General features: G+C 45.0%; 16 protein-coding genes, 2 tRNA genes and 1 rRNA gene. 2 read left to right on the top strand and 17 right to left on the bottom strand.

Features of this window, described 5'->3' with window-relative positions; all coding sequences use genetic code 11:
- Positions 1-6 precede the first annotated feature (6 nt).
- The 8 genes from ACMXYP_RS01750 to ACMXYP_RS01715 form a co-directional block, all read right to left on the bottom strand.
- Positions 7-82 (bottom strand) — tRNA-Ala (locus tag ACMXYP_RS01750).
- Between the two features lie 24 nt (positions 83-106).
- A tRNA-Ile gene (locus tag ACMXYP_RS01745) sits at positions 107-183 on the bottom strand.
- Positions 184-251: 68 nt separating this feature from the next.
- A 16S ribosomal RNA gene (locus tag ACMXYP_RS01740) occupies positions 252-1,790 on the bottom strand.
- Positions 1,791-2,413: 623 nt separating this feature from the next.
- Positions 2,414-3,019, bottom strand: coding sequence for a Yip1 family protein (locus ACMXYP_RS01735; protein WP_415883295.1), 606 nt, complete (start codon positions 3,017-3,019; stop codon positions 2,414-2,416).
- 134 nt (positions 3,020-3,153) lie between these two features.
- Complete coding sequence (gene cyoE / locus ACMXYP_RS01730) at positions 3,154-4,047, bottom strand: heme o synthase (RefSeq protein ID WP_415883294.1); 894 nt, start codon at positions 4,045-4,047, stop codon at positions 3,154-3,156.
- Complete coding sequence (locus tag ACMXYP_RS01725; protein WP_415883293.1) at positions 4,040-5,041, bottom strand: COX15/CtaA family protein; 1,002 nt, start codon at positions 5,039-5,041, stop codon at positions 4,040-4,042. The genes cyoE and ACMXYP_RS01725 overlap by 8 nt, the downstream gene beginning before the upstream one ends.
- A gap of 15 nt (positions 5,042-5,056) precedes the next feature.
- Positions 5,057-5,527, bottom strand: a complete 471-nt coding sequence (locus ACMXYP_RS01720; protein ID WP_415883292.1) for a hypothetical protein — start codon at positions 5,525-5,527, stop codon at positions 5,057-5,059.
- The gene (locus ACMXYP_RS01715) at positions 5,514-6,242 is read right to left on the bottom strand and encodes an SURF1 family protein (protein WP_415883291.1); all 729 of its coding nucleotides are present in this window, start codon (positions 6,240-6,242) and stop codon (positions 5,514-5,516) included. The genes ACMXYP_RS01720 and ACMXYP_RS01715 overlap by 14 nt, the downstream gene beginning before the upstream one ends.
- A 37-nt stretch (positions 6,243-6,279) precedes the next feature.
- Here ACMXYP_RS01715 and ACMXYP_RS01710 point away from each other — a divergent pair, with 37 nt between their 5' ends.
- Positions 6,280-6,483: a twin transmembrane helix small protein gene (locus tag ACMXYP_RS01710; RefSeq protein WP_415883290.1), complete on the top strand. Its 204-nt coding sequence runs from the start codon at positions 6,280-6,282 to the stop codon at positions 6,481-6,483.
- 4 nt (positions 6,484-6,487) lie between these two features.
- On the opposite strand, the gene ACMXYP_RS01705 is transcribed toward ACMXYP_RS01710, so the two are convergent.
- The 7 genes from ACMXYP_RS01705 to ACMXYP_RS01675 all read right to left on the bottom strand — a co-directional run bounded on the left by ACMXYP_RS01705 (position 6,488) and on the right by ACMXYP_RS01675 (position 13,678).
- Positions 6,488-7,372 carry a cytochrome c oxidase subunit 3 gene (locus tag ACMXYP_RS01705; RefSeq protein ID WP_415883289.1) on the bottom strand — a complete coding sequence of 295 codons (885 nt, stop codon included), beginning with the start codon at positions 7,370-7,372 and terminating at the stop codon, positions 6,488-6,490.
- Positions 7,369-7,926 carry a cytochrome c oxidase assembly protein gene (locus ACMXYP_RS01700; RefSeq protein WP_415883288.1) on the bottom strand — a complete coding sequence of 186 codons (558 nt, stop codon included), beginning with the start codon at positions 7,924-7,926 and terminating at the stop codon, positions 7,369-7,371. The genes ACMXYP_RS01705 and ACMXYP_RS01700 overlap by 4 nt, the downstream gene beginning before the upstream one ends.
- A gap of 21 nt (positions 7,927-7,947) precedes the next feature.
- A complete protein-coding gene (ctaD, locus tag ACMXYP_RS01695; protein WP_415883287.1) occupies positions 7,948-9,519 on the bottom strand; it encodes a cytochrome c oxidase subunit I in 1,572 nt (523 codons plus the stop codon).
- Positions 9,520-9,527: 8 nt separating this feature from the next.
- Positions 9,528-10,637, bottom strand: a complete 1,110-nt coding sequence (gene coxB, locus ACMXYP_RS01690; protein WP_415883286.1) for a cytochrome c oxidase subunit II — start codon at positions 10,635-10,637, stop codon at positions 9,528-9,530.
- A 429-nt stretch (positions 10,638-11,066) separates the two neighbouring features.
- On the bottom strand, positions 11,067-11,822 hold the full coding sequence (gene pssA, locus ACMXYP_RS01685; protein WP_415883285.1) for a CDP-diacylglycerol--serine O-phosphatidyltransferase: 756 nt from the start codon (positions 11,820-11,822) through the stop codon (positions 11,067-11,069).
- Between the two features lie 68 nt (positions 11,823-11,890).
- Positions 11,891-12,646: a type 1 glutamine amidotransferase gene (locus tag ACMXYP_RS01680; RefSeq protein ID WP_415883284.1), complete on the bottom strand. Its 756-nt coding sequence runs from the start codon at positions 12,644-12,646 to the stop codon at positions 11,891-11,893.
- A 33-nt stretch (positions 12,647-12,679) separates the two neighbouring features.
- A complete protein-coding gene (locus ACMXYP_RS01675) occupies positions 12,680-13,678 on the bottom strand; it encodes a patatin-like phospholipase family protein (protein WP_415883283.1) in 999 nt (332 codons plus the stop codon).
- 152 nt (positions 13,679-13,830) lie between these two features.
- Here ACMXYP_RS01675 and ilvY point away from each other — a divergent pair, with 152 nt between their 5' ends.
- Positions 13,831-14,709, top strand: coding sequence for an HTH-type transcriptional activator IlvY (ilvY, locus tag ACMXYP_RS01670; protein WP_415883282.1), 879 nt, complete (start codon positions 13,831-13,833; stop codon positions 14,707-14,709).
- On the opposite strand, the gene ACMXYP_RS01665 is transcribed toward ilvY, so the two are convergent.
- The gene (locus ACMXYP_RS01665) at positions 14,710-15,333 is read right to left on the bottom strand and encodes a sterol desaturase family protein (RefSeq protein WP_415883281.1); all 624 of its coding nucleotides are present in this window, start codon (positions 15,331-15,333) and stop codon (positions 14,710-14,712) included.
- Between the two features lie 208 nt (positions 15,334-15,541).
- Positions 15,542-15,937, bottom strand: a complete 396-nt coding sequence (locus ACMXYP_RS01660) for an acyl-CoA thioesterase (protein ID WP_415883280.1) — start codon at positions 15,935-15,937, stop codon at positions 15,542-15,544.
- Positions 15,938-16,015: the final 78 nt, after the last annotated feature.

The following is a 16,015-nucleotide window of genomic DNA, read 5'->3' as shown; positions in this document are numbered from 1 at the left end:
GGATGATGGTGGAGCTATGCGGGATCGAACCGCAGACCTCCTGCGTGCAAAGCAGGCGCTCTCCCAGCTGAGCTATAGCCCCAAGAAAAACAGTAAGGCTATTGATTGGTAGGCCTGAGTGGACTTGAACCACCGACCTCACCCTTATCAGGGGTGCGCTCTAACCAGCTGAGCTACAAGCCTACACCGTTGCTCTTAACTTCTCTGATCAGATAATTCGTGTGAACGCTTGCCGAGAATCGGCTTTCGTTTAAGGAGGTGATCCAGCCCCAGGTTCCCCTAGGGCTACCTTGTTACGACTTCACCCCAGTCATGAACCACACCGTGGTAACCGCCCTCCCGAAGGTTAAGCTAGCTACTTCTGGTGCAATCCACTCCCATGGTGTGACGGGCGGTGTGTACAAGGCCCGGGAACGTATTCACCGCGACATTCTGATTCGCGATTACTAGCGATTCCGACTTCATGGAGTCGAGTTGCAGACTCCAATCCGGACTACGACCGGTTTTCTGAGATTAGCTTACCCTCGCAGGTTCGCGGCCCTCTGTACCGGCCATTGTAGCACGTGTGTAGCCCAACTCGTAAGGGCCATGATGACTTGACGTCGTCCCCACCTTCCTCCGGTTTGTCACCGGCAGTCTCCTTAGAGTTCCCACCCGAAGTGCTGGCAAATAAGGACAAGGGTTGCGCTCGTTACGGGACTTAACCCAACATTTCACAACACGAGCTGACGACAGCCATGCAGCACCTGTCTCAGAGTTCCCGAAGGCACGAAACTATCTCTAGTAACTTCTCTGGATGTCAAGAGTTGGTAAGGTTCTTCGCGTTGCGTCGAATTAAACCACATGCTCCACCGCTTGTGCGGGCCCCCGTCAATTCATTTGAGTTTTAACCTTGCGGCCGTACTCCCCAGGCGGTCTACTTATCGCGTTAGCTGCGCCACTAAAAGATCAAGTCTCCCAACGGCTAGTAGACATCGTTTACGGCGTGGACTACCAGGGTATCTAATCCTGTTTGCTCCCCACGCTTTCGCACCTCAGTGTCAATATCGGTCCAGGTAGTCGCCTTCGCCACTGGTGTTCCTTCCTATATCTACGCATTTCACCGCTACACAGGAAATTCCACTACCCTCTACCGTATTCTAGATTGGCAGTATCAGGTGCAGTTCCAAGGTTGAGCCCTGGGCTTTCACATCTGACTGACCAATCCACCTACGCGCGCTTTACGCCCAGTAATTCCGATTAACGCTCGCACCCTCCGTATTACCGCGGCTGCTGGCACGGAGTTAGCCGGTGCTTCTTCTGCAGTTAACGTCACAGCTAGCAGGTATTAACTACTAACCTTTCCTCACTGCTGAAAGTGCTTTACAACCCTAGGGCCTTCTTCACACACGCGGCATGGCTGCATCAGGCTTGCGCCCATTGTGCAATATTCCCCACTGCTGCCTCCCGTAGGAGTCTGGACCGTGTCTCAGTTCCAGTGTGGCTGATCATCCTCTCAGACCAGCTAGAGATCGTCGCCTTGGTGAGCCATTACCTCACCAACTAGCTAATCTCACGCAGGCTCATCCAATAGTGCAAGGTCCGAAGATCCCCTGCTTTCCCCTTAGGGCGTATGCGGTATTAGACCAAATTTCTCTGGCTTATCCCCCGCTACTGGGTAGATTCCTACGCGTTACTCACCCGTCCGCCACTCGTCATCAACTAGCAAGCTAGTCATGTTACCGTTCGACTTGCATGTGTTAGGCCTGCCGCCAGCGTTCAATCTGAGCCATGATCAAACTCTTCAGTTTAAATCATTTGTGTTACCAGGAATGTGGTAACGGGCTCTAGTACTAAACAACCGGATAACATTCTTAAGAACGTTAAACCTTTGTAAATCGCTTTAAATGAATTCACTTGGTTGCTTGTCTAGAAAAAGTTTGCTTCTTCTCAACAAGCGCCCACACGAATTATCTGATCAAATTGTTAAAGAGCGTTGCTTTCTTGACTCTCCGCTGAATCAGCGTTTCGTCTCAAGCGAGGCGCATATTCTACTTTGCGCTCATTCAAAGTCAACCGTTTATTTTGCAATTTTGTAAAAAGTTTTTACTCAGCAACCGGACTTTGAATCCTGCTCCGTAAGCAATCTTAAAAACCAATGTTTTCAACCACTTACCAAGCACCTCACTCAGCTCTGCAGCCCCTTAAAAAGCGGCCTCCCTAAGCAAGGACGGCGAATTCTACAGACATCTAAAAAAGGGTCAACACCCAATCTTAAAAAAAGTGCAAAAAGTTGTAAAAAACTTACAAACCATCACAAATCGATCAAGGATTGATCAGACATGATTGTTATTTATACAACAAACAAGAAAGGCGCTTACAAAATTGCTTAAGCGCCTTTCAGTTTCCGAGTAATTTATAGCTTATTTAGCCATTACACCGGTATATAGTTTAGTGGAATCACTGTGCCCCATAGAATAACAGAAGCAACAATAATACCCACTAGTGTACAGAGTCCCACTGTCAAGATAGATGTTGAAAATAGAAAGGCCCTTTCTTCTGGTATTTTCATTATCACCGGAACACCTATGTATAGTAGGTAGACCGTGTAACAAATTGCGAATAAACCAACGGTCACATTAAACCATAGCAATGGATACAACGCAGACAAGCCTGCTAAGAACATTGGCGTCGCTGTATAAGTCGCTAGCGATAGGCAATCATCAAATGAAACGTTGCCGCCATAGTTCTTCTCCATCCAATGAATGGCCCATGTTATAAACCCAACTCCAACCCACATTGCAAAGTAAAATGCGATTGCAGCAGGCAAGGCGCTCATTGCATCTAGCTTCACATATTCAGAACCCGCAATGCTCCAACCTATTTGGGTTGTCCCGATGAACATTGAGATTGCTGGTATGGCAGCCAGAATACTTATTTGTTGCATATATATATGCGACGCGCTGTAGTGCTCTTTTCTTATTTGTCCCCACTCCTCTTTTGGGTGGTACATTATTCCCATCATATGCTGAATAAACATGATGCATCCCCTCGTTTAATTTAGGTGCAGCACCAATCCATTAGCGCTACATCAATTAACTTCTTGTTTCATTACTGATTTTCTCTCCATTTCCACAGGTTTCAGGAACTTTAAGTTTTAACCGTTGCTGTTTTTCATATCATGTAGTGATCTACAAGCAATGCGACAAACAGCAACATGATGTAATTGATACTGTATTTAAAAAGTAACATGGGTGATTGACTTGGCTCTGTCCACAAGCAAGCAACCCTATATAGAAATTGAGCATTTAGTGCTAACACCAAACCCAGATAAATCGCCCCACTCATTCCCGTCATAACAGGGAATAACGTTGTTGCCACCATTAACATGCTATAAAGCATGATTTGCAAACGTGTATATGCGACACCATGTGTAACTGGCAGCATTGGAATACCAGCTTTTGCATAGTCCTCTTTGCGAGCTATACACAGAGCCCAAAAGTGCGGAGGTGTCCAAGCAAAGATAATAAGCACAAGTAGCAACGCGTTCGGTTCTATCGAGCCTGTTATAGCTGTCCAGCCTAATAGCGGTGGTGCTGCACCGGCTATACCGCCGATTACAATATTCTGGGGTGTCGCTCTTTTCAGCCATACAGTATAGACCACCGCATAACCCATTAACGCCGCCACTGTTAACCATGCTGTCAGCGCATTAACCCAGAAGACCAAGATTGCAATTCCTGATACACCAAGCACAGCTGCGAATAACAGTGCTTGTAGCGGACTTAATTTGCCTTGGGGTAAAGGCCGCCTTTTCGTCCGAGCCATTTTTTCATCGATCTTACGATCCATGATGTGATTTACTGCTGCTGCAGAGCCAGCTGCCATGCCAATTCCAACTAGTCCTAATAAGACGTTACTAATCGGTGGAATTTCCTGCACTGCTAGAAACATACCCACAGCAGCAGTTACCAGCATAACGACCACAACCTTAGGCTTACATAAAATCAGATAATCTCGCCAAGAAACCCCTTCTGTACGAATGCTTACTAATTCTTGGTTATCCATGATTCACCTCTACAGTCCGTAGCCGCAGCTCATAAATTTTTAACAGAACCAACAATAATCCAACCGCCACTGCATGGTGCCCAATCGCCAACAGATTAGGCACTGCATAAATAGCGTTTAATCCACCCAGCAATATCTGGATCGATAACAAGGCTAACAACCCATATAGCCAACTTCGCATATATACCTGTCGATGTAACTTAACCACTAGCCAAACACACACGATCAATACCACCAATGCACCAATTCTATGCCCCTGCTGAATCGCTACACGTGCATCTAGTGGCAGCAAACCACCTTGATAATTTGGGCCAATAGTTTCCGTAAGATTAAAACCTCTCGTAAAATCGCTGCTGGCATTCTCGCCCATGCTGCAACTTAGCCAATGACCACAAGCTGGTCCTGCATAGTTTGAGCTAGTCCAGCCACCCAACACTATCTGCAGCAACAAAACAGCCAAAGCATACTTGATCCACTTACTGCATTTAGTCCTTTGCTTTTTCACTCCAGCCATCAATGTTTTCACTTTGCTTCTGAGGACATATACACCTGTTAACGTCAGCACTCCCCCTAAAAGATGCAAAGTCACTACTGGCGGGTAAAGCTTTAATGTGACCGTCCACATTCCAAATACAGCCTGCACTGTCACTAACAAGAGCAAGCCATAACTTAAATAAACCGGATATGTTTGCACGCGCCTTAATCTATAGGCACAAAAAGCCAAAGCCGCTATGACTAGGCCTAAAGTTCCCGCTAAATAACGATGCCCCATCTCTAGTGCTGTTTTACCAAGCTCTATAGGTGTATCAGGGTAAATAAACTGCGCTTCAGTCAAAGCTGCTTGATCAGTAGGCATCAACATATAGCCATAACACCCAGGCCAGTCAGGGCAGCTTAGTCCCGCATGGTTAATTCGAGTCCACGCTCCTAACAACACAACGCAGAGCGCAAGCACTAATACCACATTACTCAACCGCCATATCAGCTTTAACATTAATTCCCCCGTGGCTTATCCAATCCGGGACATTTTCAACAGCTTGCGCAGATCTTTAAGAATCAGACTCGGCTCATCTGATAAGGTATATCGCAGCACCATATTGCCTAATGGGTCGACGACCCATATTGCCGTTCCTAACTTTCCAAACTCATTCCTATCTAGTGTGGTTGCACTCAGATCCACTTGTAACAGCTTGACCCGATCTTGCTCCTTACCTAATGCTGTGTGCAGATTGCTAAGCACCTTTGACCATTTCTCGCAACGCGAGACACAATCATCTTGCTTAGTTAATAACAGTTGCCACTTACGCTGTTTCAGCTCACTCCTAACCAAGCTCAGATCATTAATATGCTGATCAGAAAGCAAAGTACCTGAATGAACACGCTGCTCTGGAATCATCATCCCCGTAAAAAACATAAAAGAAGCCACCAGCATGGGTACTAAGCCAACCGCCCAAACAAGCCAAAAACTAAACCTGTTCATATACAGCCTCCTTTCTTATCTTTAGAGCGCTCCAAATCAATAAACACAACAACGCAAATGCCATAGCGAACCATTGAAATGCATAACCTAAATGTTTCTCTGGCTTCATATTCACTACTGGCCAATTTAGATCTAAACCTGAAACAAGCGGCTCTGTTAGCCTTATTTCCAACGCATCAATACTTGTAACTAGCCGAGACGATATTTTTTCCACATCCAATTGCTGAATTACCTTAGGCCACCGATCCTCTGCTAGATCATCACCTGATAAAGCAAAACCTTTCTCAACCACCCTGATACTTCCACTTATCGTTTGCTGAGCTTTAGGCACTTCAACTTCAGGTAAAACCCCGCGATCCTGCGAAGCTAACACCCAACCAAGATTCACCAATACATTTCGACCACTAGCCGCAGTAAATAGAGCAACGACCTCATAACCAGCACGCCCCTTTCGTACTCGATTATCTAAAAGAAAGTACCGTTCTCGATCGAACACTCCCTTCAAGATAACCGCTTTATAACTCCCTCTTATCATCTCTTGCTCCAACGGCAATTCCTGACTTGGTTCTGCTTGTTGCCAGCTATCCAATAGCTCTTGCTTTTGTTCCGCTCTGTCCAACTGCCAAAGTCCCAGTCCGATCAATAATGGCAACAATACAATTCCAGATATCCACAACATCCACTTGAAGGCTGAACCACTCTGAACTTTACTCATAGTTACCTACACCAAGAACAGCTATCAGGTACTGCGCATGTCGTTAAAGTTACTTTTACTACTTCTGTTTATGGCCGTTCTCATCAGTTTATTTTCCGGCCTCTACTTCTTAGTAAGAGATCAAGGTCAATCTCATCGAACCGTTAACTCACTTTTCTTCAGGGTCACTTTTAGTGTCATGATCATCGCGGTACTTATTTATGGCTTCTATACCGGTGAGATTGTTCCTCACGGGCTTTAAGCGACTACAAGATATAAACAAATAGAAACAAGCCGACCCATACCACATCAACAAAGTGCCAATACCAAGCCACCGCCTCAAAACCAAAATGCTTTTCTGAACTGAAATGCCCTTTGATTACCCGCAACCAAATAATGATCAACATCAGCGTGCCTAAAGTGACATGTAATCCATGAAAACCTGTAAGAATAAAAAAGGTTGCCCCGTATATACCGGCATTAAGCGTTAAGCCTAATTCGTTGTAAGCAAGTACATACTCATAAGCTTGAAAATATAGAAACACGCTGCCCAGCAAGACAGTCACAGCTAACCAAAACACCACCCTAGAGCGTTGATCCAACTTAAGTGCTTTATGCGCAAGGGTGACTGTAAAACTCGATGCGATCAGTAAAATGGTATTGAAAAGTGGTATATGCCAAGGATCGATTACCTCTTTAGGACCCGGAAAAGCATTTTGATCTGGTGTCACCATCAAAGGCCACTGTGCCTCAAAGCCTTCCCACAGCATGTTTGAAACACCTTTATCACCTTCACCACCCAGCCAAGGCACCGCTAACGTCCTGACATAAAATAAAGTGCCAAAGAATGCAGCAAAGAACATAACCTCAGAAAAGATAAACCAGCTCATCCCCCAGCGGAATGAGCGATCCATTTGTGGGCTGTATAAACCTTCACCACTTTCATGGATAACGTTGCTAAACCAGCCCAATAAAATAAGCCCCATTCCCAATGCACCGGCTAATAGAAGAATTAAACCAGCTCCACCAGCCTCTTCTGCGGCAAGGCTATTGATTAAGCTGCCTGCACCGTAAGCCATAAAGAACAAAGCGATCGATGCTAAAATAGGCCAACGACTTTGTTCTGGCACATAGTAAGTTTGAGTACTCATAGAGAGTTCCTCCTCGCAGACAAATTCACTTCCGCTTCTGGTGTGATATCAAATAGGGTGTATGAAAGTGTTACTGTTTTTATGTGCTTAGGAAGCTCTGGCGCGATAGAAACAACCAGCGGCATCGCCTTTAATTCTTTCGCTTTTAGCGGCTGCCGTTCGAAACAGAAACAATTAATCTTTTGCACATAAGGCGCAGCTTCTGAAGGTGAAACCGAAGGGACTGCTTGCGCAATCATGAAGTTATCGGTCAAATTGCGCGCCTTATAGGCTGTTTGATACATTTCCCCAGGCGACAAAATGATAGAAGTTTTTTCTGGTTTAAATCGCCAAGGCATAGATTCGTTGTTAATAGCCACCAGCTGCAATTTTACCTGCCGACTGTTATCCACAACCAAACTCGGCTCCGCTGCAACCAGATCCACTTTGCCGTTTAGCCCCGTGATATCACAAAACACGTCATATAGAGGTACCAACGCGAAGCCAAACCCAAACATAATCAGGGTTCCACTTAACAGTGATAGCACTGTTTTCTTATGTCGTTGCTCTACCATAACAACCTCTCAAAAGTGCTGTTATTTCACCTCTGGCGGTGTACTAAAGCTGTGATAAGGCGCAGGGGATGGTAGGGTCCACTCTAAACCGTGAGACCCTTCCCAAACTTCCGCACTGGCCTGCTTACCCTTACGAATACAGCTCACAATGTTATAAAGGAAAATTAGTTGCGATAGCCCGAAGATAAACGCACCTACTGAAGCCACCGCATTGAAATCGGCAAACTGAAGTGCATAGTCAGGTATACGGCGCGGCATACCCGCTAAGCCGATAAAGTGCATCGGGAAAAAGGTGATATTCACCCCGATAAAACTACACCAAAAATGCACTTTACCCATGGTTTCGTTGTAATAATTGCCACACCACTTAGGTAACCAATAATAAGCGCCTGCCATAATGGCAAAGACCGCACCGGGCACTAAGACATAATGGAAATGGGCTACCACAAAATAAGTGTCGTGGTATTGAAAATCGACTGGCGCGATCGCCAACATCAAGCCTGAAAAACCACCGATAGTGAAAAGAACTACAAATGCGAGTGCAAATAGCATCGGCGTTTCGAACGTCATAGAGCCACGAAACATCGTCGCTACCCAGTTAAAGACTTTGACTCCTGTAGGCACGGCAATCAGCATAGTTGTGAACATAAAGAACAATTCACCAGCCAAAGGTAGGCCGACCGTAAACATGTGATGCGCCCAAACGATGAAGGAAAGAATAGCTATAGAAGCTGTGGCATAAACCATCGAGGTATAACCAAACAGCTTCTTCCTTGCGAAAGTCGGAATGATCTCACTGACAATACCGAAAGCAGGCAAGATCATGATGTATACCTCAGGGTGACCAAAGAACCAGAATACATGCTGGAATAACACTGGATCACCGCCACCAGCGGCATCAAAAAAACTGGTTCCAAAATGAATATCCATCAACATCATCGTAACTACACCGGCTAACACTGGCATCACTGCAATCAAGAGGAATGCCGTAATCAACCAAGTCCAAACGAAGAGTGGCAACTTCATCATGGTCATACCCGGCGCACGCATATTGAGTATGGTGGCAATGATATTGATCGCCCCCATAATCGAGCTAATCCCCATCATGTGCACAGCGAAGATAAAGAAGGTCACACTAGGGGGTGCATAGGTAGTCGATAACGGCGCATAGAATGTCCAACCAAAATTTGGCGCACCGCCATCCATAAATAGAGTCGACAGCATCATCGCGAAAGCGAAAGGAAGAATCCAAAAACTCCAGTTATTCATCCTTGGCAGCGCCATATCTGGCGCACCCACCATAATCGGGATCATCCAGTTGGCTAAGCCAACAAACGCAGGCATGACCGCACCAAACACCATGATCAGGCCATGCATGGTGGTCATCTGATTAAAGAAGTCTGGCTGAATCAGCTGTAACCCAGGCTGAAAGAGCTCAGCTCGAATCAGCAATGCCATGCATCCGCCGGTAAGGAACATCAAAAAGCTAAACCAGAGATAGAGCGTCCCTATATCTTTATGATTGGTTGTGAATAACCAACGCCCTATACCGGTAGCCGGACCATGATGATGAGAAACTGCAACCGTATCCATGCCCCCTCCTACTCTTTCAACTCAGCAATCTGTGTCGGTGTAACTAGATCGCCCACCTTATTACCCCAAGCGTTTCGCTCATAAGTAATTACAGCAGCCAGTTCCACAGCCGACAGTTGATCCCTATACGCCTGCATCGCCGTGCCTTTTTTACCGTTAAGCACAATATCGATATGAGGCCCCGGCTCTCCCAAAGCTATTGGACTATTTTTCAAAGCTGGGAAAACACCTGGAATTCCCTCACCATTGGCTTGGTGGCAGGCTAAACAGTTTTTGTTATAAACCGCTTCACCGGTTTCCATAAGCTCAGCTAGGTTCCAATCCTTTTGCCCTTCAGCTGCTTTTTCTTGATCCGCTTGCCTAACCTCAGCTAGCCAAGCCTCATACTCTTCTGGCGTTTTCACTTCGACAACGATCGGCATAAAACCGTGATCTTTACCGCAAAGCTCTGCGCACTGACCACGATAAACACCGGGTTTATCCACAATGGTCCACGCTTCATTTATGAAACCGGGAATTGCATCTTTCTTAACCGCGAGATCCGGTACCCACCAAGAATGAATCACGTCATTTGCGGTCAGTAAAAAGCGCACTTTTTTACCTGCTGGAATCACCAAAGGGTTATCCACTTCGAGTAGATAATGTTCGCCTTTAGCAGCTTTGTTGTTGATCTGTTCTCGAGAGGTAGAGAGACTTGAGAAGAAATCGATATCTTCAGCTAAATACTGATAGCGCCATTTCCACTGATAACCAGTAATCTGAATATCGACTTCAGATTCTGAGTTATCGTACATTTTGATTAAGGTTGCCGTTGCAGGAACAGCCATGGCAATCAAGATAACGAAGGGAATTAAAGTCCAAGCAATTTCGACAACAAGGCTTTCATGGAAGTTGTGCGCTTTTGCTCCTTTGGACTTACGATGATAGATCACCGACCAGAGCATCACACCAAAAACAACGACACCAATAGCCACACAGATCCAGAAAATAATCATGTGCAGGTCATAGACCTCTCGACTGATTTCGGTAACACCTCGGGTGAGATTTACCTCCCAATCAGCCTGGAGATTATTAGCAAACAATAACAGTGCAACAAATCCCGATATTGTTTTTATCATTGCAGCCCCCTTTGCTATACACGCAAAAGAGCCTGTCAGAAACCTCTCACTAAGGGCGTTGTACTTCTCTTTCAACGTCGGTAGCGACAGGGTTCGGGCAGGCTCTCTTTCCGCCTGGACTCCGTCCTATCATTTCCGACCAATCCGCTTGGTTGTTAACTGCAAGTATAGCAGCGATGAAAATTTTGCAAGGACGTCATAAGCAGTTATGGACGTCAGATCTTATCCACCAGCATAAATGCACCACTCATCATTGCGATAATAATGAGCAAAAAGATTACCGTATAAACAAGGGTTTTAAGGGGGCGACAATTACAAGGGAAGGGTTTCATAATAACCTCCTTCTACAAGGGCTATTATGAGGTATAGCAGAAAAACGGCCCCTTAAAGGAGCCGTTTTAAAAATTCTGAAATGCTTCTATCTGACCCTTAGGCCGTAGGCTTCTGTTTAGTTTTTCGCATAACCCACAATAGCGGCCCAGACACCGCATAAGCTAGGAATAAAATCCATAAGAATGCAGGCGGGCTAATTGAGATAATACCTACAGCCAAGACAATACCCGCTAAGATCAAGAAAGGTACTTTCTCTTTTAGGCTGACATCTTTAAAGCTGTAATAAAGTACATTACTCACCATCAAAACACCGACCAAAGCAACAAACGCAGCTATCAAATAAACATAAGCCGATCCATCTATTTCATACTCGGTCGCAGCCCACACTAAACCTGCCACTGCAGCCGCCGCTGCTGGGCTAGGCAATCCAATAAAGTAACGTTTATCTGTCGAACCAATTTGGGTATTGAAGCGGGCAAGTCTTAAAGCTGCCCCTGCTACATAGATAAATGCAGCAAACCAGCCTAGTTTGCCAATATCATCCAACACCCAGGAGAAAACCACGAGTGAAGGCGCTACACCAAAGGAAACCATATCAGCTAGTGAGTCATACTCCGCACCAAATGCACTGGAGGTGTTGGTCATACGTGCTACTCGACCATCAAGCCCATCCAGTACCATCGAAACAAAGATCGCTATTGCGGCATTTTCAAAGTGCCCATTCATACTCGCAACAATTGCATAGAACCCTGAAAACAATGCCCCTGTCGTAAATAAATTAGGCAGCAGGTAGATCCCGCGGCTACGAGGCTTTATCGGTTCTTGATTATCTTGATTTTGCGGCTCATTCATCGCGATTTTTTATATTCCATAATATAGAGAAACCCCATTCTACTGTGACCAGCGTCAGGATGCCATTTCTAGAGATCTAGATGATCCTGATCTAATAGAATTCTATCCACAAATTTAGTTAGCAACGCATTTGATTGAGGCGTTTCTTGTGCAGTCGCTAGCACCTGATCAAGGTGATCATCTCCATCTGTGTATTTATCTTTGTAAAAGGTCAGTCGCTCAACCAAGATTCGTTTACCAACCTCAGGATGAAATTGAAAAGCCCAGAAAGGCTTATCTTTTACTCTAAATGCATGAATGCATTTATCTGTGTAAGCAAGAGAAACACAGTTTTTCGGCAGTTCATTTGCGTACTGCTTGTGCACTGAAACTGCATAAAAATTGTCGGGGGTATCTCGAAATATTGGATCCTGCCAAACGCTATGATCAAGCGAGATAGGTATTGTACCCATCTCGAAATTTTTCTCTCGATGCAAGATCTCACCACCAAGCGCTAATACCGCTAACTGAAAACCAAAGCAGGAGGCAAACACTGGCTTGTCGGTTTCTGCGCAACGTAAAATGAGCTGCTGACACTGATCTACAAATGGGTAAATGTCTGGGAAAAGTACATTAGCCTCACTGGCACCACCGACTAGCAAAGCGTCATAATTATCGGCGGCAGTATCTGGAAATGTCGGTGTATCAAAGACATTAAGCACATCAAACTGCTCGATATTAAGCCCGCAGTATTCAGCAAAACTCTCTAGCTCTTCCCTTCGAACTTGATCTTCATCTCGGATCTGAAGCAGCAATAACTTCAGTTGGTCCCTACTTTTCACCATGCTTCCCATCCATACCAATACTTTATCTTAGTACTATAAAAACATCGCCTCGATGTCACAACTTGGCCTCTGCCCTATCGCACTGAAGTTTGATCCAATCCACTGTTCTGCGGCATTTCGTCCCTTTTCCTTGAGACCTAAAAGAAATTCCTGCCGGGTATCATATTTGCTGGCTTGTTCCAGACTAGATAACACTTCACCCGATTCAATCAGATGAAAACGTAGCGCTTTGAACCGCCGCTCCAGACTACTGGTACTGAAAAACTTATCTTTAGCCTGCTGTCGGGTATAGCTGATCGCTCTCATCTCTCGTAAAAAAGTACTTTGAAAACCCAACTCAGTAACACGTTGGTTAATCGCATGAGAGGTCGTCGGGAGATCACGTCCCTGCATAGGCTGAAGCAAAACCATTAAGATATCCTCTTCCTGACAATCAAAGATCAGCGGATACACCGCTGGATTGCCGGAGAAGCCTCCATCCCAGTAGTAACAGTCATCAATTTCAATAGCTTGGTGCAACGTTGGTAAACACGCCGAAGCCAAAGCATGCTCCGTGGTCAGCTCATTCTCTCTAAATAGACGAATTTTGCCTGTTGTAACATCGGTAGCAGCTATGAATAACTGTATTGATCCATCATTTCTCAGCATTTCAAAGTCGACAATATCATCCAGCAAACCACGCAATGGATTAATATCGAGAGGGTTAAGGTCGTAAGGCGATAGATAACGCAAGAGATCGAGCATAAACCCTGTCACCGCCGTCATCTGGGAATCGGGCAACTGAGAACCTATCAACTCCGAAGGAGAGTTAAGAGAAACCTTGTGCCAAAATTGGTCTAATAAATCCTTTGCTCCTGAAGCACCATTCAACTGCCAACCATGTGCAAGCAGAATCGCATTCATAGCACCTGCACTAGTTCCGCTGATCGCTTGAGGCTTGATATCCTCTTCAAGTAAACGATCTAAAACGCCCCAGGCAAATGCTCCATGAGCACCACCACCCTGTAATGCCAAATTCAATGACTTTGTCATACGTGCCTCCTGCTGCCTTTGTGCACCGCACAATAACAACATAGAAAATAGCATAGAAATATGACAAAACTGAACAAAAAATAAGCAGAGGCACTCCTATTAGATTAAAAATTGGCATAAAATAAGAGAAACATTCGAAAAAGCGCAACATTATGGATATCAGACAGCTCAAACAATTCGTTCACTTAGCCGAAACCTTACATTTTGGTCGAGCAAGCGAAGCTTCTTACATAAGTCCTTCGGCACTAAGCAGAAGCATCAAGCAGTTGGAAGAAGAAGTCGGCACAGATCTGTTTGAACGAGATAACCGCAGTGTTGCCCTGACGACAGAAGGCAAAATATTCTTAGGCTATGCCCGCGATTCCCTAGGTCAATGGGATATGGTGCGCACTCAACTGATGGAAAGGTCGGGTGAACTTCAGGGCGAAATAAGTATGTATTGCTCGGTTACCGCCAGTTACAGCTTCCTGTTCGATATCTTGAGTGAGTTCCGTACCGACTATCCCAAAATAGAGATCAAGTTACACACCGGGGATCATGAACACGCTATATCCCGCATACTATCCGGAGATGAAGACTTTGCTATCAGCGCAAAACCTGACGCGTTACCGGCAGGGATTGCATTTAAGACGATTGCCATCTCTCCCCTCCTATTTATAGCGCCAATACAGGGACTACAAGGTCAAGATAAACCACCGGTTCGGCCAGATAGCTCCACACCGATGATCCTATCCGAAGCGGGTTTGGCTCGTAAAAGAGTCGATCGCTGGTTTAAAGATCAAGATATAAAACCGATCATCTATGCCCAAGTATCGGGTAACGAAGCTATTGTGAGCATGGTAAGTCTAGGGTTTGGCATAGGTGTTGTACCTGAGATTGTTCTGCAAAACAGTCCACTAGCAAGCAGCGTGGAAGTACTCGACATCACACCTAAACTCAAACCCTATGAAGTTGGGATAGTGACTTTAGAGAAAAAACTTAAGAACCCGCTGATCAACGCCTTCTGGTCCCAGCTAACTCAAACTAAATAATCACTTTTTAAACGGTAACATCAACATACCCCCCAAACGGCAAGAGGTGTTTGGATCATTAAACTCGTTTAATCCGATCTCTACACCTACTTGGCCTTTAGCGGGCTTCTCAATATAAGTCTTACAGATTCGATCCCAACAGGATAACGCAAAGCCATAATTACTATCCGTCTCACTGAGAATTTTTGAATGATGCACTCGATGCATATCAGGGGTAACAAATAGCCAACGAATCACCCTATCTAATAGTTTAGGCAATTGTATATTCGAGTGATTAAACATGGCTGATGCATTGAGTAACACTTCAAATAAGATCACCGCAACCACCGCTGGCCCCAGAAGAAACACCATCAACATTTTAATCAGCATCGACAGGACAATTTCAACTGGATGAAATCTAGCCCCCGTGGTCACATCAATATCTGGATCCGCATGATGCATGCGGTGAAAACGCCATAGCAAAGGAACTTTATGAAAGAGAACATGCTGTGCATAAATCAGAAAATCCAAAAGCACTACAGCTAATAAAACCTCCAACCAAATAGGCAAATCCAACCATATAAAAAGTCCAAACCCTTTGGCCTGCGCATATCCAGCAACGCCAACAGCCGCTACCGGAAACATAACCCTCAGCAGCAAACTATTAAGCACAACCAAACTGAGATTCGATCGCCAACGAAACCATTTTTTTTGCAGCAAAGGTCGGAAAGGCCTATATAACTCCCAGCAGGCCATCACCGTGAACACGCCGAAAAAACAGCTTAAGCGCACTATCGGTTCATTCGCTAACAACCAAGCTGAAAAGTTCACTGGGTACTTTCTCTTCCTAATCTTACTCTTCTGGCATCAAAGCGGCGATTTCTGGTAACACAAATGGACGCCCTCTTTCATTTAATGCCGTTCCGATTACCAACGCTTCAAGGGCCACCTTTTCATCGGACAATCTAATCACACGCTGACGAAAACCAAACTTAACTTTACTCACCCTCTCGACACTTACTTCAACAACAAAGCGATCACCACTGGTTAAAGAATTTTTATAATCCATCTCAGAACGAACAACGACCAGATGAATTTTATCTTCGGTCAACTTAGCAAAGTCGATCCCCTTGTCTAAAAGATACTCATGCCTCGCATGCTCTAAATAATTGAAGTAAACGCCATTGTTTACGATGCCTTGCAAATCACATTCGTAATCACGCACTTTAAATTCTAATCGAAACGACATGCTTTATTCCTTTTTATTATCAGAGCTCACAGAGGACTAAATGCTAAAAAATATCAATAAATCAGTCAGCCTTCTGAG

This window comes from Neptuniibacter sp. QD34_54 (assembly GCF_047778055.1).
Lineage (GTDB): Bacteria > Pseudomonadota > Gammaproteobacteria > Pseudomonadales > Balneatricaceae > Neptuniibacter.
This window is presented reverse-complemented; position numbering and strand designations above follow the sequence as displayed.

Coding starts and splice junctions, on each gene's coding strand:
- ACMXYP_RS01735 (WP_415883295.1), bottom strand. CDS start 3,019: ATGTTTATTCAGCATATGATGGGAATAATGTACCACCCAAAAGAGGAG.
- cyoE (WP_415883294.1), bottom strand. CDS start 4,047: ATGGATAACCAAGAATTAGTAAGCATTCGTACAGAAGGGGTTTCTTGG.
- ACMXYP_RS01725 (WP_415883293.1), bottom strand. CDS start 5,041: ATGTTAAAGCTGATATGGCGGTTGAGTAATGTGGTATTAGTGCTTGCG.
- ACMXYP_RS01720 (WP_415883292.1), bottom strand. CDS start 5,527: ATGAACAGGTTTAGTTTTTGGCTTGTTTGGGCGGTTGGCTTAGTACCC.
- ACMXYP_RS01715 (WP_415883291.1), bottom strand. CDS start 6,242: ATGAGTAAAGTTCAGAGTGGTTCAGCCTTCAAGTGGATGTTGTGGATA.
- ACMXYP_RS01710 (WP_415883290.1), top strand. CDS start 6,280: ATGTCGTTAAAGTTACTTTTACTACTTCTGTTTATGGCCGTTCTCATC.
- ACMXYP_RS01705 (WP_415883289.1), bottom strand. CDS start 7,372: ATGAGTACTCAAACTTACTATGTGCCAGAACAAAGTCGTTGGCCTATT.
- ACMXYP_RS01700 (WP_415883288.1), bottom strand. CDS start 7,926: ATGGTAGAGCAACGACATAAGAAAACAGTGCTATCACTGTTAAGTGGA.
- ctaD (WP_415883287.1), bottom strand. CDS start 9,519: ATGGATACGGTTGCAGTTTCTCATCATCATGGTCCGGCTACCGGTATA.
- coxB (WP_415883286.1), bottom strand. CDS start 10,637: ATGATAAAAACAATATCGGGATTTGTTGCACTGTTATTGTTTGCTAAT.
- pssA (WP_415883285.1), bottom strand. CDS start 11,822: ATGAATGAGCCGCAAAATCAAGATAATCAAGAACCGATAAAGCCTCGT.
- ACMXYP_RS01680 (WP_415883284.1), bottom strand. CDS start 12,646: ATGGTGAAAAGTAGGGACCAACTGAAGTTATTGCTGCTTCAGATCCGA.
- ACMXYP_RS01675 (WP_415883283.1), bottom strand. CDS start 13,678: ATGACAAAGTCATTGAATTTGGCATTACAGGGTGGTGGTGCTCATGGA.
- ilvY (WP_415883282.1), top strand. CDS start 13,831: ATGGATATCAGACAGCTCAAACAATTCGTTCACTTAGCCGAAACCTTA.
- ACMXYP_RS01665 (WP_415883281.1), bottom strand. CDS start 15,333: ATGTTTCCGGTAGCGGCTGTTGGCGTTGCTGGATATGCGCAGGCCAAA.
- ACMXYP_RS01660 (WP_415883280.1), bottom strand. CDS start 15,937: ATGTCGTTTCGATTAGAATTTAAAGTGCGTGATTACGAATGTGATTTG.